This is a genomic window from Methylocaldum sp. 14B (assembly GCF_002005105.1).
In the GTDB taxonomy this organism is placed as follows: Bacteria; Pseudomonadota; Gammaproteobacteria; order Methylococcales; family Methylococcaceae; genus Methylocaldum.
This window is the reverse complement of record NZ_MSCV01000006.1, coordinates 138,661-165,423: the sequence shown is the minus strand read 5'-3', so window position 1 is coordinate 165,423 and position 26,763 is coordinate 138,661. Positions and strand designations below refer to the sequence as shown.

At 60.5% G+C, this 26,763-nt stretch carries 32 protein-coding genes; 14 read left to right on the top strand and 18 right to left on the bottom strand.

Annotation, left to right across the window (positions count from 1 at the left end; genetic code table 11):
- Window positions 1–151: 151 nt before the first annotated feature.
- The 12 genes from B2A78_RS06395 to nifH form a co-directional block, all read right to left on the bottom strand.
- Window positions 152–1,252 (bottom strand): folate-binding protein YgfZ, encoded by a 1,101-nt coding sequence (locus B2A78_RS06395; RefSeq protein ID WP_077729072.1) that lies wholly within the window; start codon window positions 1,250–1,252, stop codon window positions 152–154.
- Window positions 1,231–1,881, bottom strand: coding sequence for a nitrogen fixation protein NifQ (locus tag B2A78_RS06390; protein ID WP_240502431.1), 651 nt, complete (start codon window positions 1,879–1,881; stop codon window positions 1,231–1,233). Before B2A78_RS06390 ends, B2A78_RS06395 begins: the two co-directional genes overlap by 22 nt.
- Window positions 1,881–2,186 carry a ferredoxin III, nif-specific gene (gene fdxB, locus B2A78_RS06385; protein ID WP_077729070.1) on the bottom strand — a complete coding sequence of 102 codons (306 nt, stop codon included), beginning with the start codon at window positions 2,184–2,186 and terminating at the stop codon, window positions 1,881–1,883. Before fdxB ends, B2A78_RS06390 begins: the two co-directional genes overlap by 1 nt.
- A gap of 9 nt (window positions 2,187–2,195) precedes the next feature.
- A complete protein-coding gene (locus tag B2A78_RS06380) occupies window positions 2,196–2,384 on the bottom strand; it encodes a CCE_0567 family metalloprotein (RefSeq protein ID WP_077729069.1) in 189 nt (62 codons plus the stop codon).
- 115 nt (window positions 2,385–2,499) lie between these two features.
- Window positions 2,500–2,979 carry a NifX-associated nitrogen fixation protein gene (locus tag B2A78_RS06375; RefSeq protein ID WP_077729068.1) on the bottom strand — a complete coding sequence of 160 codons (480 nt, stop codon included), beginning with the start codon at window positions 2,977–2,979 and terminating at the stop codon, window positions 2,500–2,502.
- Complete coding sequence (gene nifX / locus B2A78_RS06370; RefSeq protein WP_077729124.1) at window positions 2,972–3,394, bottom strand: nitrogen fixation protein NifX; 423 nt, start codon at window positions 3,392–3,394, stop codon at window positions 2,972–2,974. Before nifX ends, B2A78_RS06375 begins: the two co-directional genes overlap by 8 nt.
- Before the next feature lie 43 nt (window positions 3,395–3,437).
- Window positions 3,438–4,811: a nitrogenase iron-molybdenum cofactor biosynthesis protein NifN gene (gene nifN, locus B2A78_RS06365; protein WP_077729067.1), complete on the bottom strand. Its 1,374-nt coding sequence runs from the start codon at window positions 4,809–4,811 to the stop codon at window positions 3,438–3,440.
- A gap of 9 nt (window positions 4,812–4,820) precedes the next feature.
- Window positions 4,821–6,509, bottom strand: coding sequence for a nitrogenase iron-molybdenum cofactor biosynthesis protein NifE (gene nifE / locus B2A78_RS06360; RefSeq protein WP_077729066.1), 1,689 nt, complete (start codon window positions 6,507–6,509; stop codon window positions 4,821–4,823).
- Window positions 6,510–6,797: 288 nt separating this feature from the next.
- Complete coding sequence (locus tag B2A78_RS06355) at window positions 6,798–7,145, bottom strand: 2Fe-2S iron-sulfur cluster-binding protein (protein WP_077729065.1); 348 nt, start codon at window positions 7,143–7,145, stop codon at window positions 6,798–6,800.
- A 144-nt stretch (window positions 7,146–7,289) separates the two neighbouring features.
- Window positions 7,290–8,849: a nitrogenase molybdenum-iron protein subunit beta gene (nifK, locus tag B2A78_RS06350; RefSeq protein WP_077729064.1), complete on the bottom strand. Its 1,560-nt coding sequence runs from the start codon at window positions 8,847–8,849 to the stop codon at window positions 7,290–7,292.
- A 93-nt stretch (window positions 8,850–8,942) separates the two neighbouring features.
- Window positions 8,943–10,412 carry a nitrogenase molybdenum-iron protein alpha chain gene (nifD, locus tag B2A78_RS06345; RefSeq protein WP_077729063.1) on the bottom strand — a complete coding sequence of 490 codons (1,470 nt, stop codon included), beginning with the start codon at window positions 10,410–10,412 and terminating at the stop codon, window positions 8,943–8,945.
- Between the two features lie 99 nt (window positions 10,413–10,511).
- Entirely contained in the window at window positions 10,512–11,393 is an 882-nt protein-coding gene (gene nifH / locus B2A78_RS06340; RefSeq protein ID WP_077729123.1) for a nitrogenase iron protein, read from the bottom strand.
- A gap of 534 nt (window positions 11,394–11,927) precedes the next feature.
- On the opposite strand from nifH, the gene B2A78_RS06335 reads away from it, so the two are divergent.
- From B2A78_RS06335 to B2A78_RS06285, 11 genes are all read left to right on the top strand, one after another.
- Window positions 11,928–12,353 (top strand): response regulator, encoded by a 426-nt coding sequence (locus B2A78_RS06335; protein ID WP_077729062.1) that lies wholly within the window; start codon window positions 11,928–11,930, stop codon window positions 12,351–12,353.
- Entirely contained in the window at window positions 12,350–12,784 is a 435-nt protein-coding gene (locus tag B2A78_RS06330) for a group II truncated hemoglobin (protein WP_077729061.1), read from the top strand. Before B2A78_RS06335 ends, B2A78_RS06330 begins: the two co-directional genes overlap by 4 nt.
- 9 nt (window positions 12,785–12,793) lie before the next feature.
- The gene (locus B2A78_RS06325) at window positions 12,794–13,378 is read left to right on the top strand and encodes a hypothetical protein (protein WP_077729060.1); all 585 of its coding nucleotides are present in this window, start codon (window positions 12,794–12,796) and stop codon (window positions 13,376–13,378) included.
- Between the two features lie 22 nt (window positions 13,379–13,400).
- Window positions 13,401–14,216 carry an NAD(+)--dinitrogen-reductase ADP-D-ribosyltransferase gene (locus B2A78_RS06320; RefSeq protein ID WP_077729059.1) on the top strand — a complete coding sequence of 272 codons (816 nt, stop codon included), beginning with the start codon at window positions 13,401–13,403 and terminating at the stop codon, window positions 14,214–14,216.
- Window positions 14,216–15,136 (top strand): ADP-ribosyl-[dinitrogen reductase] hydrolase, encoded by a 921-nt coding sequence (gene draG / locus B2A78_RS06315; RefSeq protein ID WP_077729058.1) that lies wholly within the window; start codon window positions 14,216–14,218, stop codon window positions 15,134–15,136. Before B2A78_RS06320 ends, draG begins: the two co-directional genes overlap by 1 nt.
- A gap of 19 nt (window positions 15,137–15,155) precedes the next feature.
- Window positions 15,156–15,563: a GIY-YIG nuclease family protein gene (locus B2A78_RS06310; protein WP_077729057.1), complete on the top strand. Its 408-nt coding sequence runs from the start codon at window positions 15,156–15,158 to the stop codon at window positions 15,561–15,563.
- 11 nt (window positions 15,564–15,574) lie between these two features.
- On the top strand, window positions 15,575–15,904 hold the full coding sequence (locus B2A78_RS06305) for a Rieske 2Fe-2S domain-containing protein (RefSeq protein WP_077729056.1): 330 nt from the start codon (window positions 15,575–15,577) through the stop codon (window positions 15,902–15,904).
- 135 nt (window positions 15,905–16,039) lie between these two features.
- Complete coding sequence (locus tag B2A78_RS06300) at window positions 16,040–16,474, top strand: ArsC/Spx/MgsR family protein (RefSeq protein WP_077729055.1); 435 nt, start codon at window positions 16,040–16,042, stop codon at window positions 16,472–16,474.
- Window positions 16,475–16,592: 118 nt separating this feature from the next.
- Window positions 16,593–18,203 (top strand): nitroreductase family protein, encoded by a 1,611-nt coding sequence (locus B2A78_RS06295; RefSeq protein ID WP_077729054.1) that lies wholly within the window; start codon window positions 16,593–16,595, stop codon window positions 18,201–18,203.
- 116 nt (window positions 18,204–18,319) lie between these two features.
- Window positions 18,320–18,583, top strand: coding sequence for a hypothetical protein (locus B2A78_RS06290; protein ID WP_077729053.1), 264 nt, complete (start codon window positions 18,320–18,322; stop codon window positions 18,581–18,583).
- 38 nt (window positions 18,584–18,621) lie between these two features.
- Window positions 18,622–19,392, top strand: coding sequence for an ankyrin repeat domain-containing protein (locus tag B2A78_RS06285; RefSeq protein ID WP_077729122.1), 771 nt, complete (start codon window positions 18,622–18,624; stop codon window positions 19,390–19,392).
- Between the two features lie 36 nt (window positions 19,393–19,428).
- Here B2A78_RS06285 and B2A78_RS06280 read toward each other — a convergent pair whose 3' ends face one another.
- The gene (locus B2A78_RS06280; RefSeq protein WP_077729052.1) at window positions 19,429–19,740 is read right to left on the bottom strand and encodes a hypothetical protein; all 312 of its coding nucleotides are present in this window, start codon (window positions 19,738–19,740) and stop codon (window positions 19,429–19,431) included.
- A 212-nt stretch (window positions 19,741–19,952) separates the two neighbouring features.
- Here B2A78_RS06280 and B2A78_RS06275 point away from each other — a divergent pair, with 212 nt between their 5' ends.
- Genes B2A78_RS06275 through B2A78_RS06265 form a run of 3 tightly spaced genes read left to right on the top strand, consistent with a single transcriptional unit; the run spans window position 19,953 to window position 21,605 of the window.
- Entirely contained in the window at window positions 19,953–20,639 is a 687-nt protein-coding gene (locus B2A78_RS06275; RefSeq protein ID WP_077729051.1) for a fumarylacetoacetate hydrolase family protein, read from the top strand.
- Complete coding sequence (locus B2A78_RS06270) at window positions 20,636–21,253, top strand: glutathione S-transferase family protein (RefSeq protein ID WP_077729050.1); 618 nt, start codon at window positions 20,636–20,638, stop codon at window positions 21,251–21,253. The genes B2A78_RS06275 and B2A78_RS06270 overlap by 4 nt, the downstream gene beginning before the upstream one ends.
- 52 nt (window positions 21,254–21,305) lie before the next feature.
- Window positions 21,306–21,605, top strand: a complete 300-nt coding sequence (locus B2A78_RS06265; RefSeq protein ID WP_077729049.1) for a DUF6156 family protein — start codon at window positions 21,306–21,308, stop codon at window positions 21,603–21,605.
- Between the two features lie 459 nt (window positions 21,606–22,064).
- On the opposite strand, the gene B2A78_RS06260 is transcribed toward B2A78_RS06265, so the two are convergent.
- The 5 genes from B2A78_RS06260 to B2A78_RS06240 all read right to left on the bottom strand — a co-directional run bounded on the left by B2A78_RS06260 (window position 22,065) and on the right by B2A78_RS06240 (window position 26,709).
- On the bottom strand, window positions 22,065–22,610 hold the full coding sequence (locus B2A78_RS06260) for a phage tail protein (protein ID WP_077729048.1): 546 nt from the start codon (window positions 22,608–22,610) through the stop codon (window positions 22,065–22,067).
- A 340-nt stretch (window positions 22,611–22,950) separates the two neighbouring features.
- Window positions 22,951–23,145 (bottom strand): Fe-S cluster assembly protein IscX, encoded by a 195-nt coding sequence (iscX, locus tag B2A78_RS06255; RefSeq protein WP_077729047.1) that lies wholly within the window; start codon window positions 23,143–23,145, stop codon window positions 22,951–22,953.
- A 198-nt stretch (window positions 23,146–23,343) separates the two neighbouring features.
- Window positions 23,344–24,219, bottom strand: a complete 876-nt coding sequence (locus B2A78_RS06250) for a tRNA nucleotidyltransferase (RefSeq protein WP_077729046.1) — start codon at window positions 24,217–24,219, stop codon at window positions 23,344–23,346.
- Window positions 24,216–25,823: a protein adenylyltransferase SelO gene (locus B2A78_RS06245; RefSeq protein WP_240502430.1), complete on the bottom strand. Its 1,608-nt coding sequence runs from the start codon at window positions 25,821–25,823 to the stop codon at window positions 24,216–24,218. Before B2A78_RS06245 ends, B2A78_RS06250 begins: the two co-directional genes overlap by 4 nt.
- Window positions 25,816–26,709: an NRDE family protein gene (locus B2A78_RS06240; protein WP_077729044.1), complete on the bottom strand. Its 894-nt coding sequence runs from the start codon at window positions 26,707–26,709 to the stop codon at window positions 25,816–25,818. The genes B2A78_RS06245 and B2A78_RS06240 overlap by 8 nt, the downstream gene beginning before the upstream one ends.
- Window positions 26,710–26,763 lie beyond the last annotated feature (54 nt).

The window sequence follows — 26,763 nt, the reverse complement described above, 5'->3', positions numbered from 1 at the left end:
CCCGTTTTTCGATTCCCTCTCCCTTTCGCGGAGAGAGGGGACTCCTGATTTTTCTAAATCCCAGATGTAGGTCGGCAATGCTTTGCCGACGAAAACGGATGTTCGACCTGCGGTGTCGGCAAAGGATTGCCGACCTACGTCTGGAACTCCGCTATTCGATGAAGCGAAGCCCAGGTCCTTGAGCATCCGCTAACCGAACTTCCCCTTGATCCTTTTCTTCGATCTTCACCACCGCGAGAAGAGCCGTCCGCCCATCCGGATGGCGCGTGGCGGAGACCACTGTTCCGACGCTTTCCGCAATGCCTTCGATATGAAGCGTGGTACCGGGCGGCGGAACCGAATCGCCGGCGACGTAGGCCAGGTATAGGCGCCGTTTGAGCTGCCCGCGGTAATGCAGCCGCGCGATGACTTCCTGTCCCGGATAACAGCCTTTGGTGAAACACAGGCCGCCCAGGGCCTCCATGTTCAGCATCTGCGGGATGAACTCGCCGGCCGTTTCCGGCACCAGCAGCGGTATGCCGGCCAAAATGTCCAGCAGAGACCAGGCGTCCCGCCCTACGGGCGAAACACTGGACAGAAGGTTTTGCCACGTTTCGGCAACCGCCGCCGCGCTGCCGACAAGAACCCAGCGGGGGTGTGGTTGTCCGGTGATCGCCATTAGGGTGCAAGCCCCGTAGCTGCGGGTATCCCCGGCCTGTTCGGGCGGCGGCGCGCCGAACAAGGCGGCGAGCCGGGATTCCATGCTCGGACCGGATAAACCGACGCGGACCAGGTCGCTGCCGGCATCAGTGAGAGTCGCCTTGACCCTGAGAAGGTATAGTTTCAATCCGGTTAAAACCGACTTCACGAGACCTTTCGGCAGAAGAAGGTGAAAGGCGCCGTCGTGCACGAACAGCCAGAACGTCGCCTGCGCCCTTCCCTTGGCGTCGCACCAGGCGGTGAACAGTCCCTTTTCCGCCGACACCAGGCGCACGTCGCCGGTGAATAGACTCGCCAGAAATTTCTGGGCGTCGTCGCCCTTGACTTCGATCAGTCCGTAATGGGACAGGTCCGCCATCACATCGGCGCTCAGCGCTTGCCGGCGCTCGGCTTCGACATGCCCGAAGTCGATGACTCCGGAATTGTCGAACCGCGCTCCGCTTTGTTCCAAAACCGCCTGCCATAACTCGGGGGGCGATTCCGCCGCGGTGCAAGCGCCCGCGGGAGGCGCCTTGCCGAGTCCCGGTACGGTCATCGCTTCGCCGGTTGCCATGCGCTTTCCTCCTCGGGTCCGAAACAATTGGAATATTCGACGCACTCCGCGCAGCTGGGGGAGCGGCAGACGAAGGCCCCATCGCGTTCGCAGAGCTGTTTGTAGAAAAACTTCTTCCAGCGCATGCCGCCGGTATTTCGAGCGAACAGCGCGGGAAAACGGCGTGCCAGAAGGTCGGATAGGGCCTTTCGGTCGGGCAAGCCCATGTCCTGCCAGAGATGGTCGTCCCCCATGCAGCAGGCGGCGATCGCGTAAGCCAGCCAGCGGCTCTCCCGGCTGTCGTCGCCGCGGTGTTCCAAAAGCAGCGCCACGAGATCTTCGAATTCGTCCGTCTCTATCCGGCGGGTTTTGGTGCCCGCAAGCGATGCTTTCAACGCCGGCGTGAGATAAATGCTCGCGGCGCCCGGAAAATACCGGTCGAGCAGCCCCTCGAACTCATCCGCATCGAGCCCGAAGGCCGCCCGCCCCGTCAGCCTGGACGAACTCCGCGCCATCTCGATCGCCGAAACGAAGGTGCGGGTCACGGAGTCCTGCGGGTCGCGGGCGTAGCCCATCAGCGGATCGTAATGGACCGCCGAGGGAACGGGCGCCGAAGCGTTCGGGATGGGCTGGCGCATGGGGGCTGGCATCAGGCTGCCGCCGCTTCGTGGGTATAGCACTGCTTGGGGCATATCTTGGCGCAAGCCTCACACCCCACGCAGTTCGCGACGTTGGCGATCGACATCACTTTCTTGTCGTATTCGTCGTCCTCGTCCTCGTCCTGGCTGAGCGTGACTATTTCGCCGTCCTCGTTGACTCCGACCATCTCCAGGACTTCGCGTCCGCAGACCTTATAGCAGCGTCCGCAGCCGATACATTTCTCCTGGTCGATGATCTCGACAAATTTGGGGGTCCATACCTTGCCCCCGGGTAGGGTGACCGTAAATTCGCTCATCGTAGACTCCTAACCAGCGCTGGTTTTGCGGAATTCGTCCAGTTCACGATAGGCCTGATAGGTTTTCTCCGCGACTTCCAGGATTCGCTCCCAGCCGGTGGGCAAATCCTCGGCCAAGTCGTGGAGATCCATTTTCAGCGCGGTCGCCTGGGCGTTCAGTTTTTTCAGTTTGGCTTTCGTATCTTCTGCGTCTGTCATGGGTGCCTCGTTGGTTTGCCGGTTCGGGCGGGGTTCCGTCGATGACTGTGCCCCGCCTTCTCGCGGTTTCCGGCGGGTTACGGCCGGATCCGGCCTGACCCACCCTACGTTGTTCTCAACTGTAGCGGGCCACTTCGGAATATTTGTTGATCATGTCCACTCCTGCGGCCACGAGTTTCTCGCCTTCCTCCGCGAGTTTTTCCATGGACGGAAATCCGAACCGGTGAACGTCGCGCAACTGCTTGTTCACCACGATCAGCCGGCCGGCGATCAGTACCATGCGGCCGAAGCCTTCGTGCGACATCTTCATCATGGGCGTCACCATGACCCCGCTGGCCCGCTCGATGGAAAGGCCGACGGCGTTATAGAACAGTTCCAGACGCCACAAAATCTCGGGGTCGGGATCGCCGACGATGGGAATCGCCTGCCGCTTCTCCTTGGTGAGGATGTAAGGTTCGAGCAGCATTTCGTCGCTCTTGCCGTCCCAGGTGCCGTAGGAATCCTGCGCGCGCCATTGCTTGACCAATTCCTTGATGAACGCCGACTCCATGGGCGATGCCGCGCCTTCGGTTTTTACTGCCAATGCTTCAGCCATGTTCCACCTCTTCTTCTTCAAAATCGAATTCACGGTCCTGCCCCTTGCCTTCCTTCGCCAGCACCTTGCGGAGCCAGGGCGGCGGAGTGCCTTTGAGGACCTGCTGGAGTTTGTCCAAGAGATCGGTGATAGGCTCGGGCTGCGGAACCTTCATGGGATGTATGCCCTGGGCCACCACCCGCGCCGCGCCGGAACCGCCGATGGCGGCGACGTAAAGAATTGCGCAGTCCTTGATGGCTTCGAGCTTCGGAGCCAGCTTGTCTTCGTTGCCGTCTTCCTGCAGGTCGCCCTCGAATTGCACGGCTTCGAGGAAGCGATAGCCCTCCGCCGACAATTCATAGATGGCGATGTTCTTGGCCCATCCGAAATGGGCGTCGACCCGTTGTAGGTCTTGGGTAGAGAATGCGACCTTCATGCTTCCTCCGCGATAAAAGGATTCGTTTGATTGAGCTTCCGGCTTAATGAGCCGCAACCGCCGCCGTGCCAGCACGTTCGTTCTCCTCGGATCGATACCAGGTTTCAGGCGTGGGCTCATGGCCGTTGGCGATGAACATATTGGCAATCTCGAAAATGAGGTTGCGGGTCCCGCGATAACCGACGATGGTCTGATGCGCGGCGCCTAGTCGATCGAACATGGGGATGCCGATGCGGTAGAACGGAATCTTCAGTCTTTCCGCCGCTTGCCTCCCGTGAGAGTGAGTCATCAGAAGATCGCAGCCGGCAGCGCGAGCTTCCAGGTCTTCCAAGTCGCCGATCAGGACTTCCTCTGTGGAGATTCGCTCCAGCAGCGGAGAGGCCGTGGTCGTCACCGCCGCGGCGGTTTCGGCGCCGAGTTCCCTGGCCCATTCGCTCAGGGTCCAGAGCAAGTCGGGCTCGGCGCCTATGGCGATTTTCTTGCCGCCGAAATGGAAATGGCCGTCGAGCATGGCGTCGACCAGCTGGCCGCGCTGGCGGCGGATCTTGGTCGGAACCAGCCGTCCGCTGATTCGGGCACACAGGCTGATTAGCGCATCGTTCGGCTCGAGCCCCGTGAGCCGATCGAACAGGGTGTAGGGAACCCCGGTCTTGGCTTCCAGGGCGACCGCGGCCTCGCGCATCTGTTCGCCGACCGCGATGGTATGCGCGGATCGTCCGAGGCTAGCGATTTCTTCCAGGGAAATGCCGCCCAGGGTGGTCGGCGTGAAATCGTCAGGGATGTGGCCGTCCAGGGAGCCCGAGAGGTCCGGCAGGACCAGGACCTCAAGGCCGAAGGCTTCGAGCACGTCGCGGAGTTCGTCGATGTCTCCGGGCGTAAGATGGGCGCCCGGCAAAAGATTCACCCGGTTGGGAAGGCGCGCGGCGCCGACCGGAACCGGTTCGACCAGTTGCTCGACCAGCTTGGTCACGGTCTTGGCCCAGCCGTCCTGAAACGCGTCCTTGAAATCGGGCGTCGACACATAAACAAGAGCGATGTGGTCCAGCTCGGGATGCTTCTCCCGGATCAGCTTGATATAGGCGTCCACGTCGTCGCCCTTGGTCTCGGTCACGCCGGTGGACGAAATGCCGATAATGGAAGGCTTTTGCCGGTTGGCGATCGTGATGACCGCCTGCTCCACGTTTTCGAGTCCGCCGAGCACGGTCGCCACTTCGCTCATGGCGGTAGTTTGCAACGGAATCGCTTCCTTGAAATGCCGCACGAACAGGACCAGTCCGAACGAGGTGCAGCCCTGCGAGCCGTGGAAAAGCGGCATGCAGTTCTTGATCCCCATGAAAGCGAGCGCGCTGCCGATCGGCTGGCTCATCTTCAAGGGGTTGACCGAGCAGGATTTCTTGGGCGTTATCACGGTGGCCATGGCGTTACCTCATGCGGCCTGCTGAGCTTGCGACGCCGCTTTCCCTGCGTCCGGGTGCCAGTGGTCCATCGTTTCGAGAATCTTTTCCAGCTTGCCTTTGCAACTGCCGCAGCCCGTTCCCGCCTGGGTCTTTTCCGACACCGCGTCCGCCGAGCTCAATCCATGCTCGACGATGGCGTCCTCGATAGCGCCGCGAGCGACCGATTTGCAATTGCAAACCGGAGTGGAGCGGCGTTTTTCGCGAGCCAGTTCAGGATTCGCGGCCAAGACAGCCGCCTCGGCGGCGATGGCGGAATCGGCCACCTCTTCCCACGTCGCTTCTTCCCAGGGCGCGCGCTTCCGCACCTGTTCCCAGACCGGGTTGTACAGCGCCTTGTCGATTTCCTTGACCAGTTCGACCATGCCGACGTAACCCATATAGGCGTGATGGCGTTCCTGGTTGATGTCCAGCCACGGCATCTTGGCCTTGAGGGCGACGAACTGCGAACGGCCCCCGGACAGCATGATGTCGGCCTTGGCATCCTTGAGCATCTTGTACATTTCGCGCGGCGTCATGTCGTCGATCATGTGGGCGTCTTCGCCCATGATCTCCTTGATCCGCTCCTTGTCTTCCTTGGTCGACTTCTTGACGCTGGTCCCGACGATCTCCATGCCGGCTTCCTGAAGCGCGGCCACCACCGACCAGGATTTCACGCCGCCGGTGATGAGCAGCACCTTTTTGCCGGTCAGGCGCTTCTTGTACGGCTCGATGGCGGCCCACGCCCGCGCTTCCTCCCGGGCGATCAGGGCTTCGGTGCGTTCCATGAGTTCGGCGGGCGCGCCGCGCTCGATCAGCAGGCGCGAGATTTCCCGAAGCGCCTCGCTGGTATCCTCGATGCCGTAGAAGGAGCCTTCGAAGAACGGAATTTCGTAGCGTTCCTCCATCTTGCGGGCGATGTTGATCATGGATTTCGAGCACACCATCATGGCCGCCCTGGCGCGGTGGGAGCTGGCCACGTCCTTGTATTTGGCGTCGCCGGAGATGCAGCACAGGATGCGGATGCCGAGCTCGTCCAGCAGCGGCTTGACCTGCCACAGCTCGCCGGAAAGGTTGTATTCGCCGATGATGTTGATGTCGTAAGGCGTGGTGTATTCGGGCTCCTCGGTGCCGATGACGTGGTCGAGGATGGCCTCGCCCGCCAGTTTGTTGCCGAGGTTCTTGGGACCCACGAAGCCGGGCGAATTGACCGGTACGACCGGCTTCCCGAATTTTTTCGAGGCCGCTTTGCACACGGCTTCGATATCGTCGCCGATCATGGCCGGCACGCAGGTCTGGTAGACGAAGACCGCCGGCGGGTCGTATTTGTCGATGATTTCCTTGATCGATTTGAACAGCCGTTTCTCGCCGCCGAAAACCACGTCGGTTTCGTTGATGTCCGTGGTGAAGCCGGTGCGCCAGAGATTGGAGCCGGAGGATTTGGAGCCGCGGTTGTCCCAGGAGTTGCCCTCGCAGGCGATGGGCCCGTGAACCAGGTGAGCCACGTCGGTGATGGGCTGCAACGCGATCTTGGCGCCGTCGAAAGCGCAACCGCCGGCCGCTCCGCCAGGCTGCAACTGCTTCGTGCAGCCTTTCTTGCGCTCCTTTTCCGACTTGCCCTGGTTTTTTCCGCAACCGGGCTCGTTGAAAACGTCTTGAATCTTGTTGGATAAGCTGCTCATGGGTTACTCCGCTCTCCAGGGCGCTGCGACAGTAGGGGCACCTCGAAAAACCGTCGCGAGCGCCCCGAGTGCAAGGCGCCCGGAGCACAGGAACCGGAGTGTACATGGAGTACATGAGGATTCCGAGCACCGCGCAACGCAGCACATGGGGGCGCGCAGTAGGTTTTTCGAGGTGCCCTAGAGTAGGTCGGGAATCTCTTCCCGACGCCTTCGTCGGCAAAGGATTGCCGACCTACGACCATATCGTTCAAGCTGCTCATAACCCCTCCGGCTTAGGCTATCGGCCCTTTAGAATCGCACTACGATGTCCTCGTCACGGACGATGTACTGGCAGGCCAGCCGCCAGGGCGGCGGTTCGTCCGTCAGTTCCGCCTGCTCGATCTGCTCTCGGGTGATTTTTCCGGCCAGCCGGAGCACGGTCTTTTCCTTTTCGGTCAAGTGCATGCCCATGGGCAGCTTGTCGGAAAGAACCGTAACTTCCACGGCGCAGGAACCGCATTCCCCGTTTTCGCACTCGAAATGGATGGGAATCTTGTTCTTCTGCGCCACCGCGAGCAGCGTATGGCAGTCGCCGGCGGTGGCATACACCGTGACGTCCTTGCGCATCGCGGGCGAACTGAAAGTCACATTAGCCATTAATAATCCTCTGCTTGGTTAAAAAGTGCCGTAGGGCGGGTTAGCCGGTAATCCGGCGTAACCCGCCGATTCCGCGATAGGCGGGTTACGCTCCGCTAACCCGCCCTACGACTCTGGATGTGTCCGACCTGATAGCTTCCAACCCTACCGAATGATGTCGTAGCTGTAGTCGGTTTTGGCCGGCACGATGGTGTTCTTGTCCATCTCGTCGAAGATCTTGTCCAGAATCCAGACGAGAACGTTCATCGCGCCTTGGTAGCCCCATACCGGATAGCGGTGATGGTGATGCCGATCGAATACCGGGAAGCCGATGCGGATCAGCGGGGTTCCGGTGTCGCGCTCCAGGTACTTGCCATAGGTGTTGCCGATCAGGAAGTCGACCGGCTCGGTGAACAGCAGCGAGCGCATGTGCCACAGATCCTTGCCGGCGTACACGTGGCAGTTCTTGCCGAAGGGCGAGGAATCGAACAGCTCCTGCACCTTCTTTTCCCAGGCTTTACCGCCGTTGGTGGCCAGCACGTGGGTCGGTTCGGCCCCCAGTTCGAGCAAGAAGGCGGCCAACCCCAGGCAGAGGTCGGGGTCGCCGTAGATGGCGAACTTCTGACCGTGAATGTGCGCGGTCGAATCGGCGATCGCATCCACCAGGCGTCCGCGTTCCTTCTCCAGGGCTTCCGGAATCGGCTTGCCGGTGATGCGCGAGATCTCCATCAGGAATGCGTCGGTCGCCTTTACGCCGATGGGATGATTGAACGCGACCGTTTCCTGGCCGTGCTCCGCGATGAACGGCAGGGTCTTTTCCGTGCTGAATTCCTGCATGGAGATGGTTGCCTTGGCGTGCAGAGCGTTAGCGGTTTCTTCCAGAGTGGTGCCGCCGTCGTACATGCGGAAGGTGCCGTCGGTGGGCGTATCCCAAACGTCGCTGTTATCCGCGAGAATGGTGTATTCGACGCCCATCAGATCGAAGATGCGTTTGACTTCACGCAGATTGCCGACCGTGTAGCCGTCGAAACCGCCGATGAAGTTGATCTTCTCGTTGGGCACGCGCGTCAAGGGAGCCGTGGTACCCGCCTTGCCGTCCCAGAAGTGCCACAAAATACCCTTGAGCACGTTGTCGTAGCCGGTGATATGGCTGCCGACGAAGGCCGGGGTATGGGCGAAAGGCACATCGAATTCCGCCGGCAGGCTGCCCTTTTCCTTGGCGGTCTTTATGAAGGCGTTGAGGTCGTCGCCGATCACTTCAGCCATGCAGGTGGTCGATACCGAGATCATCTTCGGCTGGTACATGTTGTACGTGTTGGCCAAGCCGTCGACCATGTTGCTCAAGCCCCCGAATACTGCGGCATCTTCGGTCATGGACGAAGACACGCACGACGACGGTTCCTTGAAATGGCGGCTGAAGTGGCTGCGGTAGTAGGCGACGCAACCTTGCGAACCGTGCACGAAGGGAATGGTCCCCTCGAATCCCACGGCGGCGAACACCGCACCCAACGGTTGGCAGGCCTTGGCCGGATTGACCGTCAGGGCTTCGCGGGCAAAGTTCTTCTCCCGGTATTCCCAGGTCTTGGCCCATTCCCTCACCTCCTCGACTTTATCGTCCGATTCGGCGAATTCGAATTCTTTCTTTTTGTTCTCGAACAATTCCACATATTCCGGTTGGCGGAACAGGTTGAAGTGATCGAGCACCTTCTCTGCATTCTGGCTCATGATGTAACTCCAAAGTAGCGGTTGTAGGGTGCGACGTGCGCACCGGGTCGGTCTGGATGGTGCGCGCGGCGCACCCTACTCTCCCTCACCGGACTAGGCGTGGGCCCCGTTCCGTTTCCAGGGTGTCTTGGCCAAACTCCAGACCGGATTGTTGATGGCCATGTCCATGTCGCGGGCGAAGATGGCGAAGCCGTCATAGCCGTGGTAAGGACCCGAATAATCCCAGGAGTGCATCTGACGGAACGGCACGCCCATCTTCTGGAAGACGTACTTTTCCTTGATACCCGAACCGACCAGGTCGGGCTGGATCGCTTCGACGAACTTCTCGAACTCAAAGCCAGTCACGTCGTCGTAGATCAGGGTGCCGTCCTTGACGTAGTGAGTGGTACGCTGGTAGTCGTCGTTGTGGCCGAACTCGTAGCCGGTACCGACGATTTCCATGCCGAGATCCTCGTAAGCGCCGATCACGTGACGCGGGCGCAGGCCGCCGACGAACAGCATGACTTTCTTGCCTTCCAGACGCGGACGGTATTTGGCGATCACCGCATCCATCAGCGGACGGTACTTCGCGATGACGCGCTCGGCACCTTCCTTGATCTTGTCGTCGAAGTGGCTGGCGATATTGCGCAACGACTCCTCGATCTTGGTCGGGCCGAAGAAGTTGTATTCCACCCACGGAATCCCGTACTTCTCTTCCATGTGACGCGAGATGTAGTTCATCGAGCGGTAGCAGTGGAGCACGTTCAGCTTGGCCTTCGGAGTGTTCTCCAATTCGGCCAAAGAACCGTCGCCGGACCATTGGGCGATCACGCGGAGACCCATTTCCTCGAGCAGGATGCGGGACGCCCAGGCATCACCGCCGATGTTGTAGTCGCCGATGATGGATACGTCGTAAGGCGTGGTCTTGAACTCGGGATGCTTGTCGCCCGACTTGTCGAATACCCAGTCGCGGATCGAGTCGTTTGCGATGTGGTGGCCCAAGGACTGCGAAACGCCGCGGAAACCTTCGCAGCGCACCGGCACTATGGTCTTGCCGTCGTATTCCTTGGATTTTTTCTTGGAGACCGCTTCGATGTCGTCGCCGATGAGACCGATCGGGCACTCCGACTGCACGGTGATGCCGTGGTTCAGCGGGAACAGATCCTGGATCTCGTCGATGATTTTCTCCAGCTTCTTGTCGCCGCCGAAGACGATGTCCTTCTCCTGGAAGTCGGAGGTGAACTGCATCGTGACGAAGGTGTCGATGCCGGTGGTGCCGATGTAGTAATTGCGGCGCGATGCCCAGGAGTACTGGCCGCAACCGACCGGACCGTGGCTGATGTGGATCATGTCCTTGATGGGACCCCAGACCACACCCTTGGAGCCGGCGTAAGCGCAGCCGCGGATGGTCATGACCCCGGGGATCGACTTGACATTGGATTTCACCCCGCAGTCGGGCTTGCCTTCCTCAAATGTGCCGAGGTGCTTGGCACGCCTTTTCGCGGTCTTCTCCGGGTAGACCGACAGGACCTCGCTAATGAGTTCCTTGTTTCTCTGTTTGGTTTGCTCAACTGTGAGGCTCATGTTGCTCTCCAGATTCAGTTGTTGGATGGATGACGCTTGAAGGAGAGGAGCGGGCCGGGCGGATCGTTTGCCGTGAGGTCCCGCTCCCCAACCAACTTCTTACGCCGCGATTTCCGCCGCGGTCTTGCCGACCTGCGACTCGTCGATCTGCTTCATGATGCCGTGGGCCATCAAGAGATCCTCGAGCTCGTCCATGGTGATCGGGGTCGGGATGATGCCGTTGCCGGAATTGTTGTGGATCTTCTGAGCCAACTGACGGTACTCGTTGGCCTGCTTCGAATCCGGAGCATATTCCATGACGGTCATGCGGCGGAGTTCCGCGTGCTGCACGATGTTGTCGCGCGGCACGAAGTGGATCAGCTTGGTGCCGAGCTTACCGGCCAAAGCTTCTGCCAATTCCAGCTCCTTATCGGTCTGACGTTCGTTGCAGACCAAGCCGCCCAAACGTACGCCGCCCGAGTTGGCGTATTTCAGAATGCCCTTGGAAATGTTGTTGGCCGCGTACATGGCCATCATTTCGCCGGACATGACGATGTAGATTTCCTGCGCCTTGTTTTCGCGGATGGGCATCGCGAAACCGCCGCACACGACGTCGCCGAGTACGTCATAGGAGACGTAGTCGATGTCCTCGTAGGCGCCTTCTTCCTCCAGGAAGTTGATGGAGGTGATAACGCCGCGACCTGCGCAGCCGACACCCGGCTCCGGACCACCCGATTCAACGCAACGGATGTCGCGATAGCCGACCTTCATTACGTCCTCGAGCTCGAGGTCTTCTACGCTGCCGGCAGCAGCGGCCAGGCTGAGGATGGTATCCTGCGCCTTTGCGTGAAGGATCAGACGGGTGGAGTCGGCTTTCGGATCGCAGCCGACGATAAGGATGCGCTGACCCATTTCGGCCAGAGCCGCCAGGGTGTTTTGGGAAGTGGTGGATTTGCCGATGCCGCCTTTCCCGTAAAAAGCGATTTGTCTCAAATCTGACATGATCAATCTCCAGTCAATAAACACGTTGATCGATAAAACCTCTGTGGCCAGCAAATCCGCCGAAAGAAAAAATGTCTGGCTCAAACACGGCGAGCTTTTCTTTTTTTTCTTCTGCCGCTCACCGTTTCTTTCGGTGAATGGACGAGTACTGGTCGACAGCTATCGAGCAACGACTGTGCCACACGCAAAATACGACACTTAAGCCCTTGTTTCTTCAGCTGAAAGTTTCCCATTCCTCGCCGTTTTTGTAGCTTTTCGAGCAGCGATCAGGTGTTACTAACCGGACAAAACCATACGGTTTGTAAGGAACGATACAAACGATCCGGACTGCTCCGAATCCAATGTCGATCGCCCGATAAACGGAAAATCAGGCACTTCGGCCGCCGTCATCTCCCGCCGAGCTAATGGAACGAAGATTGCTAAAGATTAGGCGTCACTCGTGAGCGTGCGCGGGTCGTCTCCTATGCCTTATGGCAGTCCGAGAATATTTCCCGCCGCTTGCGCGATCGCTTCAATACACTCGAGGAGTAGCCCATGCAGATCGGTGTAGACACAGAAAGGGCCGTGGACAACAGACGGGTGTTCGTCGTCGACAGCGACGAAATCACCAGCGCCGCCCTACAGTTCATGCTTCACGACGAAATCGAAACGCACGAGTTGTCCAGCCTGGACGCCGCCTATGCCAAGGCGAAGGACTGGAAACCGGACGTGCTGCTTTTAGGGATAGGCATCGTGCAGGAAAAAGGCATCGAAGTCCTGGCGGATATCCGGTCGAAGATTGCCGACCTCAAGATCATCCTGGTCGCGGACTCCGCAACCGATCCCCTGGCCAAGGAATGTCTCAAGAACGGCGTGAATTCCATCCTGCCGAAACCCCTGACCATCGAAAAGACCCGGCAAAAGGTCGATGCGCAGTTGGGACGGAAGGTGAAACTGAGCATACCGGTTCAAGTGGTGTGAAACGGTCGCCCACGCTTCCACTCGCCACGGCGGTCACGCTTCCGGCGTCGGTCGACAATCCTCACTACCGCCAGATCGGGGGTGAGCAAGCCGTACGCCGCTTGGTCGAGCGTTTCTACCAGTTGATGGACGAGCTGCCCGAAGCGCGGGCCATTCGGGCGATGCATCCTCCGGATCTCGCTCCGGCCAAGGAGAAGCTGTTCCTGTTTCTGTCCGGCTGGCTCGGCGGCCCGCCGCTGTATGCCGAGCGCCATGGACCGCCACGGCTTCGGCAGAAGCATCTGCCCTTCCCCATCGACACCGCCGCGCGGGATGCCTGGATGGCTTGCATGAACCGGGCGCTGGAGGAGCAAGTTTCCGACGCCGATCTGCGAGCCCAACTCGCCGCTTCTTTTTTCAAAACCGCAGATTTTCTTCGCAACCAACCCTGAAGGAGTGTTATGACCACTATCACCGAAACACCTCTCGCCAGCCTGGACGCCGAAAAGCGTCTCATCTCTCCGGTTTTCAAGGGAGAGACCAAACCGGGATATTTCGGTTTCCGGGGCGAGATCGCCTTGAAGTTCGCGCAACAATTCAGCGATGAGGCGCGGCCCCCTGAGATCCGCTTCGATCAGGTCATGATCGTCGCCAAGGCCGGCGAGCCGACCATCCCGTTTCTGGCGGGCGTGGCGCTGTCCCTGGAGCACCTCAAGCTGTTGTGCGAGGTCATGGGGGACAAGCTGTCGCCCACCGGAAAATATTTCTTCTTCGCCGGCAACCTGGATATCTCGAGCCGCTATCAGATCGCTTACGGCGGGACCACCTTCTGGGTGCTGCCGCTGGAGGAAGCGACCGTGTACAACGAACTCCGCGACTTGTTCAACATCGATCGCGGCGATCTGAAAAAGCTCGACACCGCCGGCAAGCTGCAGATCATCGCCGACGCCGCCGCCGAGTTCACCGAGAAGTTTCCGGAAATCACCTTCGAGGAAGGCCTGAAGATCATGGGTCCGATAAAGATCCCCGAGAATCGGCCCGTTTAGACGGAATGGGATTCGCCCTTGCATGGCGCAAGACATCGCCCGCATCGGTCACAGCACCAATCTGGTAGGCGTCCCGACCGGGCTCTTGGCCAGCACGGCATTCAACGAGCACCCGCTGCCGCTGCATATCAGCGGCGTGCGGGAAGCGAATTACGGATTGTTCGATCGGCTCAGGGAAGCCGAGGACGCTCAAACGGCGGCGGAGATCTTTCAGGAATACATGTACGTCCTGTTCGGCCTCAACGGCGAACCGCCGGCCGGGCAGGACGGTACCGGTCCGCGCCGCTTCCGTTCCAGCTATCTGAAGCTCTTGAGCGGCTGGGGGTTCGATTCCAACAATCCCCAGGGCGCGGTTCTCAAGGGCTGGGTGGAAAGCCGCTTCGGCCTGTTTCCGACCTTCCACAAGGAGCCCTTGACGCGCTTCACCTCTCCGGCCTGGATCGCCTATATCGAGGAAAAGATGTCGAGCCGTTTCCACAACAACAGCATCAATCTCCAGCTCGACCTGATGTATGAATTCTGCCAATGGGCCATCGCCCGTTTCGGCTTGTGGGGTCGACGCCATGTCACCCTGTACCGGGGCGAGAATCACTTCGACGAACAGCGTCAGATCGGTCCCCGCGAGGGCCGCTGGCTCAATGTGCGGCTCAACAACCTGGTGTCGTTCACGGCAAACCGGGAGACCGCCTGCGAGTTCGGCGACTTCATCCTGGAGGTACAGGTGCCCGTGGTGAAAATCTTCTTCTTCAATAACCTTTTGCCGCGCCATCCGCTCAAAGGCGAATGGGAATACCTGGTCATCGGCGGCGAGTATCGGGTCAAGGCCTCCTACTACTGATGGACACGCAACTACTCCATGACCGCGCCCTCGGTGCCTATTTGGGACTCGCCGTCGGCGACGCTCTGGGCGCCACCGTGGAGTTCATGACGCCGCGGGAAATCCGGCATCAATACGGCGTCCACGACAAGATCGTCGGCGGCGGCTGGCTCAAACTCAAAGCCGGACAGGTGACCGACGATACCGAAATGTCCCTGGCACTGGGCGGGGCGATCATCGAAAGCGGCGGCTGGGACCTCAAGGCCGTGGCGGAAGCCTTCGCCGCGTGGCTCAAGCGAAAACCGCCGGACGTGGGCAACACTTGCCGCCGCGGCATTCGCCGCTATCTGCTGGACGGAAGCCTTTCCGGACCTCCGAACCCCGGCGACGCCGGCAACGGCGCCTGCATGCGCAACCTGCCGGTGGCCCTCGCCACCTTGGGCGATGCGGACGCCTTCTCCCTGTGGACGCTGGAGCAGTGCCATTTCACCCACCACCATCCGCTTTCGGACGCGGCCACGCTGACTCTGGGCCGCATGGTGCAGCGCCTGGTTTGCGGCGGCTCGCCGGAAGAATGCCGTCCGCTCGTCGCGGCGCTGGTCGAGACCCATCCGGAATTCTGCTTCGATCCCTATCCCGGACGCGCCAGCGGCTACATCGTCGACACCGTACAAACCGTGCTGCATTTTTTCCTCGGCACGGACTCCTTCGCCGGCTGCGTCGTGGGCGTCGTCAATCAAGGCGATGACGCCGACACCACGGGCGCGCTCGCCGGCATGCTGGCGGGTGCGGCTTACGGAGTCTCCGCCATCCCCGCGCGCTGGCTGAAAAGCCTGGACACCGAGGTGGTACGGCACATCGAGCGGCAGACCGCCGCCTTGCTCGGAATCGCGGACGAACACGCGCAATCGCCGGGCTGGGTTCCGCCAACCGGCACTTGACTTCGAGAGGACGGAAATCATGGGCAATTTTTCGATCGCGTTCGAAGGCTATTGGAGAGAAAAGAAAAAGAGAGGGATACCCGCTAAATCCGGGGTCTATTGCGTTTACACCTGCATCTACAGCGGCAAGAAGCAGACCTGCTCGCCGCAGAAGCTCATCTATATCGGCGCCTCGGAAAACGTTCGCGACTGCCTTGAGGATCACGTCAAACAGGCCGATTGGGAATCCCACATCGACACCGGCGAAGAACTCTGCTTCAACTTCGCCCCGATGGATGCCGAAACGCTCGAACGCTGCGCGGCGGCGCTGATCTTCAAGCACAAACCGCCGGAAAACAGCGAATACGTCCGCGACTTTCCGTTCGATACCACCAGTCTCACCCTGTCCGGTACCGCCGGATTTCTGTCCAAATCATTTACCGTGTGAGGATTTTCAACATGTTTACGAAAGCCTGCGACTTGAACGAACTCCGGGAGGGAAAATACGAAGTGGTGGCGGTCAACCGCACCCTGATGCTGGTGGTTTGGCCACAAGGCGACCAGCCCCGTGCGTTTCAGGGGCTGTGTCCGCATTTCAAGGAGCCGCTGGCCGATGCCCGATTCGATGGCAAAACCCTGACCTGCGCGCACCACGATTGGGCATTCGAAGGCGCTACCGGGGCCTGTGTCAAGGGCAAGCCCTGCACGCTCGCCGAATATCCCCTGAAGATCGAGGGCGAGGAGGTGCTGATCGATACCGACGGGATTACGCCCGTGTTCGTCGGCTAGCCGGAGCAGAGGCGAAGGATGTGCTGAACGCAGTGAAGCGCATCGTTCGCGAGTGATGCCTGTCCTGAGCCTAGTCCAAGGGCGCTTCGTACCTCAGCGCATCCTATGAATTCTCCTACAAAGCGGATCGAATCCATGGCAACCATTCTTTTTTACGAAAAACCCGGCTGCGCCAACAACGCCCGGCAAAAGCACCTGTTATTGGAAGCCGGACACGAGCTCATCGTTCGCAATCTTCTCGAAACCCGCTGGACCGCCGAAGATCTGCGCGCGTTCTTCGGAGAACGCCCGGTATCCGAATGGTTCAACCGGGCGGCGCCCAGAGTGAAATCCGGAGAGGTGGTGCCGGAAGCGCTCGGTGAACAGGAAGCGCTGGCTCTCATGCTCGAAGATCCCCTGCTGATAAGACGGCCTTTGATGCAAGTGGGCGAGCGCCGGGAAGCGGGTTTCGACACGCAGCGCGTCCACGACTGGATCGGTCTGGCTCCGAGCACGGGCGAAACCGCGAACCTCGAACAGTGCCGGCGCGCCGAACACTGTCCGACGCCGGCCGTGAAGCATTCAGTCTGATGAATTCTGATAAGGCCTGCGTCGGGAAAGGATTCCCGACCTACCAACCCACCACCGAGGAACGCCGGGTAGGTCGGCAATCCTTTGCCGACGCCATGAAGCTACCGGGGGCGCAACCATGAATACCGTATCGGACGCTCTGGCGCGGGTACTGGCCTATCACGAGCGGACCAAGCATCGGCTGGAGCGTTATGCCGCGGGGCCGGAAACGCTCGATTGGGACAGCCAGCCCGACCCGTTCCGCCGTTTCGAGGGCGCCCCCGCGATCCGACTGCCCTTGGCCGCGGATCGGCTGGCGACGCCCTTCGGCGCTTTGTCGCTGCCCGAAACCGTGACGCCGCAAGCGCTTTCGCTCGAAACCGTCGGTATTTTGCTGGAATTGTCCCTGGGACTCTCGGCCTGGAAAGAGTACGGCCCGGATCGCTGGGCCCTGCGCTGCAATCCGTCTAGCGGCAATCTGCATCCTACCGAGGGCTATGTCGTCTGCCTATCGGTTCCCGAGGTTCCCGACGGCGTGTACCACTATGTCAGCCGCGATCATGTACTGGAGCAGCGCTGCCGGTTTGCCGAGCCCTCCACGGCCCCGCGACTGTTCGTCGCCTTGAGTTCGATCCACTGGAGGGAAGCCTGGAAATACGGCGAACGGGCCTTCCGCTATTGCCAACTGGATACCGGCCATGCCATCGGCGCATTGCGCTACGCCGCAGCAACCCTGGGCTGGCGCCTTAGGTGGGTGAGCGGTATCGGCTTTGCCGAATTGGCCGCCGGTCTCGGGCTCGATCGGAACGAGGACTTTTCCGGAGCCGAGCGGGAGGAAGCGGAGCTTCTGCTCGAAGTGATCGCCGATCCCGAGGACGCGAATTCCGGGAAGTTCGATCCCTCGGAACTGGTTCCGCCCGGAAGCGCGTGGAGCGGTCAAGCCAACGTGCTCGATCCCCATCCCATGTACCGCTGGCCGATAATCGAAGAGGTCGCGGAAGCAACCCGAGCGCTCGCCACTCCGCCCGAACCCGGCGTGATCGAAACCTACCCGCCGAGGCGGACCGATTGCCCGGAGCCGGCTGCCGCGCTCATCCGGCAAAGGCGCAGCGCGCAACATTTCGACCGGCGAGAAGTACTGAGCACTGCGGGCTTTTACCATCTGCTGGATGCCCTGCTGCCCCGCCGGATTACGCCCTGGGACGTGTGGAACCTCACCCCGCGCGTGCACCCGGTGTTCTTCGTGCATCGCGTCGAGGGGTTGGAGCCGGGACTCTATGCCCTTCCGCGCCGGACCGCGATCGAACCCGAACTGAGAGCCGCCTTCCGTAGCGATTTCTCCTGGACCAAGCCGGCGGGTTGCCCGGAACATCTGCCCTTGTTCAGGATCGCGGAGGCCGACTGCGGCAAGCTGTCCAGAGCCCTCCATTGCCACCAGGCGATCGGCTCTGACTGCGCTTTCGCCTTGGGGATGCTGACGGAATTCGAGCCGATCGTCGCCGCGCAGCCGTGGCGCTATCGGGAATTATTCTGGGAGGCGGGGCTATTGGGCCAGGTGCTCTATCTGGAGGCGGAAGCCGTCGGCATCCGCGGGACCGGCATCGGCTGCTATTTCGACGATGTCTTTCACGACCTCCTCGGACTTTCCGGCCGGGCCTTTCAGTCCCTGTACCACTTCACGGTGGGTTTCCCGCTGACCGACACGCGGATACTCACCCTGCCGCCCTATGCGGGGCGCGATCCGGACTGATCCGCGCATCACAGTACGACTTTTTACGAATCCCGAGAACAGTTCATTGAGCATTACGGTGGATAGATACATGAGCAAGATCACTGATGGTACGACTGCGGAAGGAGAATCAAGCGATGCCTGACACACAGGAACCTGTAATCGTCGTGGCGGAAGGCGAACAGTATGCGCTCTTGTCCAGCGGAAACGGCGCCACCTACATACTCCGCTCAAAGGAAGACCGGGCATCGACTTACATCGAGGGGGACGATGTCGCGGCGTTTCTCACGGAATTCGACACAGTGAAGGCGCAGTACCCGAACTACGACACCGATCGGCTGCTGGCCCAGCTTTGGGACCAAGGCGGCTATAGCTGGATGGCGACTCCGGACGAGGAATGAACGAACCGGGCAAGTACTTTGAATATCGAGGAGACGTTATGACCGCGGAAACCGCGTGGCGACGGCTGAACGTCGCCGAAACCCAAGCTTTGCTGGAACAGCCGGAGCTGTTGATTTTCGATGTGCGAGACGCGGATTCGTTCGCGGCGGGACGCATAGGAGCCGCTCGGCATCTGTCGGGTGCCAATCTGGAGCAGGTGCTCATGCGGACGCCCAAATCGCAGCCGGTGCTGATCTACTGCTATCACGGCAATGCCAGCCAGACCTATGCGCAAATGTTCCGGGACTTCGGCTTCAAGACGATCTACGATCTGATCGACGGCTACGAGGCCTGGCGCGCCACCGTGCCCGCGCCGGGTTCCGCGGACTTGAGCCCTGCCCTTCGCGACTGGCTGAGCGAGCACGGGTTTCCGCCCGACGACATCGAGGCAACCCGCGACAACCGGATGACGCCCCTGATGCACGCCTGCCGGCTCGGCGACGAAGCCATCGTGGAGGCGCTGCTCGAAGCCGGCGCCTCGCTGGAACCCCTCAACAGCGACGGCAACAATGCACTGTGGCTGGCCTGTTACGGGGAAAACCTCGGCGTCATAGGTCGCTTGATCGAGCGGGGAATCGCCGTAGACCATCAAAACGAGAACGGTGCGACTTGTCTTATGTACGCCGCATCCACCGGCAAAACAGCGGTCGTCGCTCGCTTGCTGGCGGCCGGCGCCGATACCGGCATCAAGACCCTGGACGATTTCACCGCCCTGGACATGGCCGCCAATCTGGATTGCTTGAACTTGCTGCGCGCAGCGGCACGGTAGCGATCCGTGCCGCTGCGCGCAGATTTGTCGACCGGCCTAGGCTTCCATGGCGTGGTGTTGAACCCCGCTATGCACCTTCACTCCGGTCTTGGGCTCCGCCCAGGCGAATCCCGCGTCCGGGTCCATCGGCGCCAGCCCATGCTCCTGCATGAGCTGGTCAGCCAGATCCGCGAGCTTACTTTCCAGGCTTTGAGCCGGATCATTATTGGGGTCTTCGAACCGGTCCAGAGAAATCTCCGGGCCTTCTTCACCGTCGATCATGTGGATGAGGAAAAGCTCTTCGATGCCGGGGCGTCCGTGTACCGTGGCCCTGAAGGTTTCTCCCCGATACGAGAATTCACGCACCATGTTACCTCCTGATCTTGGATTATTTTTGGTTAATAAAAATAAGAACTTATCTAAGTGCGCGCGAGGCACTTCGGGGCCAAATTCTACCACAAAAAGTATGGTTATTTTGCAACCCGATACGGTCTCTTTGCTGAACGAACAATCGCCGGTTTGTCGATACACGGCGTCAAAGAAGCCGCCAGCCTATCCGTTATTCGAAGAGGTTTAAAACCATGAAATACGCTTTTGCCCCTCCTCAGATCGTTACGCTTCCAGCCATGTCGTGCAATCCGTTTCCGGTGCGGCGCATCTTCTGCGTCGGGCGCAATTATCCGGAGCATGCGCGGGAAATGGGCGCCGACCCGGAGTGCGAGCCGCCGTTCTTCTTCATGAAACCAACCGATGCCATCCTGCCCAACAACTCGGTCCTGCCCTATCCTCCCGGAACCGAGAATCTGCAACCGGAAGTGGAACTGGTCGTCGCCATGCAGCTCGGAGGCAGGCAAATCCCCATCGAGATTGCCAATGATTACATCTTCGGCTACGCGGTCGGCCTGGACATGACACTGAGGGATGTGCAAAAGACCGCGCGCGAAAAGGGACTGCCCTGGGATATGGCCAAGGGATTCGATCACTCGGCGCCCTGTTCGGCGATCACTCCGGAGTTCTATACGGGCGTGATCGCCCAGGGCAAGATCGAGCTCAAGGTCAACGGGGAGGTCCGTCAGAGCGCCGACGTTTCGGACATGATCTGGAAGATACCCGAGACCATCAGCTATCTGTCCACCCTGGTGGAAATCTGTCCCGGCGACCTGATCTTTACCGGCACGCCGGCCGGGACCGCTCCCGTGGTCAAGGGCGATGTCATCGAAGCGACGGTTGCGGGGCTCGAACCCTTAATCATCACCATAGGATCATGAAACTCTATATGACGCCCGGTTCGTGCTCGACCGGCATACACATTTTGTTGGAAGAATTGGACCTGCCTTTCGAGGCGTATCTGGTCAATCTCCTGGCGGGCGATCAGAACCGGCCCGATTATCTGGCCCTGAATCCGAAAGGCACGATTCCCACCCTGGTACGCGATGACGGCTCGGCGCTGACCGAGTTTCAGGCTATCGCCTGGTGGCTGGCCCGCGCCTACCCCAAGGCGAAACTGCTGCCGGACGATCCGGACGGCGAAGCGCGGGTGATCGAGGCCATGGCCTATGCCGTGGGCACGATCCACATGCAGGGTTTCGCGCGCATATTTACCACCGATCAATTCACGTCCAACGAAGCCGACCAAGACGCGGTCAAACGGCGTGGCATAGAGATCGTCGCCAAGGGTTACGCGGTGCTGGATACGCTGCTGAGCGGGCGGGAATACGTGGCGGGGCGGTTTTCCATCGCCGATGCGGCGCTGTTCTACGTGGAATTCTGGGGCGACAAGCTCAAGCTCGAACTGCCGGAAAACTGCCGGACGCATTATCGGCGCATGCTGGCCCGACCGGCCGTGCAGAGGGTATTGCGGGAAGAAGGCTATCGTGTTTGAGCGTCTATTAGCTCGTGTTCCATCTTTTCATTTCCAAGGAAACCAACACACCATGACCGATGCGATCGAAGGTCGTTGCCGCTATTTCCTCACCTACACCGGCGTGAAACTGCCGCTCAAGCTGATGACCGAACTGGAACCCGCCCAACTGGAAAACCGCAACACCTATTTCCGGGGATATTTCGACGATGAGGGCCGGCTGGTCGGCCTGCAAAAGCTGGTCTACGGGGAAGTGGAAATGGAACACCGCTATGCCTACCACGCCAACGGCGCCCTCAAGTCGGTCGAAATCGTCGACGCCGACGGCGAATTGAACGGGATGGCGTTCGACGAGAACGGCGAACCGATCTAAAGCCGCTGACTACGAGCGGCACCCTAAAGTAGGTCGGCAATCCCTTGCCGACGCAGAACTCGTCGGGAACGGATTCCCGATCTACTGGCCCGGAACGCGCATGTCCATGGTAGGGTGAGTTAGGTACGCCCTCACACAAGGTGCGGTTGGGCCAACGGGTTCGTCGGCAAGGGATTGCCGACCTACGAATGCTTGAGTCGATCTACCCTGGCCGAAGGCGCCAGCGACTTCCGCCAAGCCTGTTTTGCCGTACGAGCGGGATGAAAACGCTCTAACTTTGGCGCGCACGGTAACCCACCAACACAAGGCTACCGAACATCGGTGGGTTACGGCGCACTCGAAGTACGGTGATCGACCATCAGCGCATACCGGAGTGCGCCTAACCCACCCCACTAAATCCCGGTTATCGTTTGTATATTCAAGAGAGCGGAGCTGTGGTATTCGGCACATCCCGAGGACCTACCGGTCACGCCGGATGCCATCCACAGCCAATACCACGATCTCGACCAGTTTGTGATCCTTATTGCCGAGGCTGACCGAAGAAGGCCATCCATTGAAAAACGACCACGTTGCTATGGGCGCCATGGTGTAGTCGTAAGCAATCAGTGACCCACTCTTGCGCGCTTCCCTCAACTTCCCTTCAATGATCATCTGTCGCCAAGCCCAAAGGTCGGCACCGGAATCCAGAGCTTTCATGCACACCACGCTATTCATTTTCAATCGACCGGGAATCTTTTGCACAATATCCTCCCGGCCTTTCTGACTTACAACTTTATGCTCCGTCACCTCGGTCTCCGAACCGAGTGTGCAATTGCTGAAGTAAACGTGGAACTCACCGGCCTGCAATTCAAAGACCATTCCGGAAGCCGGATCGCTGGAACTATCGATATTCGCAGAGTAGCTGGAACTCCCCGGCGAACTATTGACCGGCAGTCCGCCAGCCGCCGCGGTTGAAGTGATCGAGACAAGTCCGAGAGCCAGAGTCAAACCAGCAATGTGTTTCATGACCGTAATCTCCTTTCGAGTGGAAGTGAAATAACGCAGGGGAATAATTCCTATCGCGTGACTTCTCTGTCTCAAAAGCGATGCCAGGTCGTGAGAGAAACGGGAACAACGCTCCAAGGCTTTGTTTTAGCATCAAATTATTGAACAAGGAGGAAAAGCGGCGGGTTCTCGGCTCGACCCAGCCGAGGCCGTTTTTTACGTCAATTCGTATCTAATACGATATGTCGTAAATTTGGTCATGACCTACTTCCATGCGAATACGAAAACGGCACATATCCAACAAAAAACGACCAAACCCGATTGGCAGGGCGGATCGCGTGCTGCAATCCTTTCTGCGGGGTTAGCTCACCTCGTCTATCCAGGCCATCTGCACGGCTTCGAGCACTTTCTCGTTGCATTTCTCGGCGCTGTCGTCGAAGCCGTCCAGGCGCATGATCCAGTCGAGCAGATCGGTGAACCGCACATACTTGGGATCGACGTCGGGATGGCTCTCGGCCAGCGCGATGGCGATGTCGAAGGTATCGCTCCATTTCATGGGCTTGCTCCTCAAGAGAAGGTTGGTGATGAAGTCTGGACTGGAAAACCCGTGTTATTCCAAATTGCTTTCAATAAGGAATTAATTTTTGTAGGGTGGGTTAGGCCGCGAGGCCGTAACCCACCGAGCGGCCTCGAATCGGTGGGTTACGCTTCGCTAACCCACCCTACGTAATATTCACTCGAATGCCGAATGGAATTACGCGTCGGCCCAGCGTTCGCTGCGCAATGCTTCGGCAATGGCCCGAGCTCGCTTTTCGAACGCCTGCGCCGAAACTTCCGGGTCGGTTTCGGTCGGCTCGGAGGCGGGCGCCATCTGTCCGGCGAAAGCCTTAAAAGCTAGCCGAAGCAGCTCGGCCTTGGGATACTCCGCACCGGCCCGCCCCGGATAGGCTCGATAGTCGCAGGCGCATACCGCCAACAACTGCTCGAAACGCTCGGGGTAATGGACCGCTTCCGCCCGTTCCAGCATGGCGGCGATCGCCGCGGCCCGCATGTCTACCGCACGGTGGACTCGATCGCATTCGCGCAGCACCAAGAGCGCCAGGTCGCGGCATTCGGCGGGAACCTTGAAGCGTTCGCAAACCGCTTCGACCAGGGGTTCGCCGCGTGCTTCGTGACGGTAGTGGGCGGGCCAGAATTCGCGCGGCGACGCCGCTTTCCCCACCTTGTGCAGCAGCGCCGCCCAGCGCGTGGCGAGCGGGGCGTCTATCCGCGCGGTTTCGTCGATCAGAAGCAGCTGGTGTTCGCCCACGTCGACTTCCGGCGGATCGTCCGCGCTCTGCGGAATTCCGAACAGCGCGTTCAGTTCCGGCAGCAATCGAGCCAGAGCGCCGCAACCGCGCAGGACTTCCAGCATCCGCGACGGACGCCCGCCCATCAGGCCTTGGGACAATTCCGGCCAGGCCGCCTCGGGATTCACCGCGTCGAGAGCGCCGTCCGCCACCAGGGCGACGAGCCTGACCATGGATTCGGGTGGCACCACGAAATCCGGGATGTGCGCGGCGCACGCCGCCAGCCGCAGGATGTCCAGCGGATCCTCGCCTAGAGCGGGTGGGATGGCATAGGTAATCATGACGAGCAGCTGACTTCGATGTTCCGCAGTTCTTCCGGAGGCGGGGCGGCATAGGCGTCCATCTCCGGCTGCTCGTCGTAAGGCCGGGCGAGCAGACGAACGAGCTTGGCGACTTCGGTATCGTCCCCGGCTTCGGCCCTTTCGATGGCGGCCTGGGCCAGATGGTTGCGCAGCACGTACTTGGGGTTGACGCGGTTCATGTCCCAGGCACGGGCCTCGTCGTCGGTGTTTCCTTCGGCGCGCAATCGTGCCCGGTAATCGGCGATCCAGGCGTCGTAGGCTTCCAGGTCCACGATCTCCTCGCGGGCCCCGACCGCCGGCTCGTCGCTGTCGGTACGCACCTTGGAAAGATGACGGAAGCTCCGCGTGAAATCGCTCTTGCCGCGCTGAAGGATGGCCAGGAATCGGTTGACCAGATCGACATCGCCGTCACGCACCTCGTAAAGGCCCAGCTTGTCGGCCCAGCGGCGCATGATCGCCTGGGTATACACCGGGGCGTAGCGCTCGAAAATGCCGGTCGCGATTTCCAGGGCCTCCTCCTCGCTGTCCGAGAGCAGCGGCAAGGTCGCCCGCAGCAGCCTCGAGCAATTCCACTGGCCGATTTCGGGCTGTGCGTAATAGGCGTAGCGGCCCTCGAAATCGGAATGGTTGCAGATATGGTATTGCCGGAACGCGTCCATGAAGCCGAAGGGACCGTAATCCAGGGTCAAGCCCAGAACCGAGAAATTGTCGGTGTTCATGACGCCGTGGCAGAACCCGAAGGTCTGCCACTGCGTCATCAGCCGGGCGGTGCGCTCGACCACCTCGCCGAGCCAGGCGGCATGACGGTCGGAACGGTCTTTCAGATGCGGGAAATGCTCGTCGATCACATGGTCGGCCAAAGGCGCAAGGTGCTGGCGCTGTCCGTTGTGATAGAAAAACTCGAACTGTCCGAAGCGGACGAAACTGGGGGACACCCGGCAGACCACGGCCGCGGTTTCCACCGTTTCGCGGTACACCGGCTCCGGCGACGCCACCAGGCTCAGGCAGCGGGTGGTCGGTACGCCGAGGGCGTGCATCGCCTCCGAACAGAGATATTCCCGTATCGAGGAACGCAGCACCGCGCGCCCGTCGAGCCCGCGCGAATACGGCGTCGGCCCGGAACCCTTGAGTTGAAGCTCCATCCTCGCCCCGGCGGGCGTCCGAACTTCGGCGATCAGGAGGGCACGCCCGTCCCCGAGCTGAGGAACCCATGCCCCGAACTGATGCCCGGCGTAGACCGATGCCGAAGGCTCGTATTTCGGCCACGGCCGGTTGCCCGCGAGAATCTCCAAGAGTTTCGGAGAATCGGCTTCGCTGACGTCGAGCCCCAGTTCCAGGGCCAGAGACCCGTTGAAATGGACCATCCTCGGCTCCGGCAAGAGTGCTGCCGACACCGGGACATGATAGGGCTCGCCCAATTCCTTGTAGCGCGGAGCCAAGGGGAGCTCCCGATGAGAATGGCGCGGAGAAAACCCGTGCATCATTTCGGATCGCAACGGCGCACGGTCCGCCTGACCCCGCCTCGTTGAAGCTTTCCGACGTGCGGGCATGGCGCCGGTGTGGGCGTTACGAGTCTCAGTCATCGCCGGCGCTCCCGGAAAAGACTTGAGGGTCGATGCTCCATTCTTCGACCACACGCCCGGATTCGGCGCCTTCCGGATCGAAGCTGCGTTCCTCGAAGTAAACCCGGCCGTCCCGAGCCATGACCAAGGCGGTGCTGGAGCGGGTTCCGGATTCCACCCCCACAACGAAACAGGCGGACAGGCGTTCTTCTTCCGCGCGGCCGATGCCGGTATCGGGCAGCCCTTCGTTTGTGGTTTCGCGATCCGCCAGCATGGCGAAACCCGCTTTCGCGAAGTCGGCCGGCGCGACCGGCTTGGCGGTGCAGATCGGATCGTCGGCGCCCCGAACGCCGGCCTTGGACAGATCCGAATAGGCGCCCAGCAGCATCGCGAAGCCGCCGTGCGTTCTCAGATAAGAACCCAGCAGCGTGTCCAGGCGCACGCACTTGGGCCAGGGTTCGTCCAGCAACCCGTCGGACAAGGTGTGAATGCCGGGAGTCAGCGCCAACGGCAAGCGGGCGCGGGTGGCGGCGTAGTACATGTGACGCGGCGACCCGATCAGCAGATTGAAGGGCGAATGTCCGCCCCGGCTGCGAGCGAAGCGGCGGGCGTGGACGACCGGCTCCTCGCCGGAAGAGAGATAGTCCAGCGGCAGCTGGCCGCGCGACGGCGCGTCCGGGTCCGAAGGCGCGCCGTCGCGAAACGGCGTGACCAGCGCGAAGCGTCCGTCGCGGGCCACGCCGAACCAGGTTCCGCCCCGCGCCAGGTCGCGACCGCCGAGACAGGAGGGCTCCTCCGACCACCATGCCGCCTGTGCGGTCGCGCGTGCATGCCTTTCGTCCCGGTTGGCAATCAGAATCAAGGGAAAATCGGGGTGGGCACCCCAGGCAAGTGCCACCGTGCTCATAGGAAAACCCGATCCTTAGTCGAATACCCCATCCCGTACGCCGAGGCGCCGAAA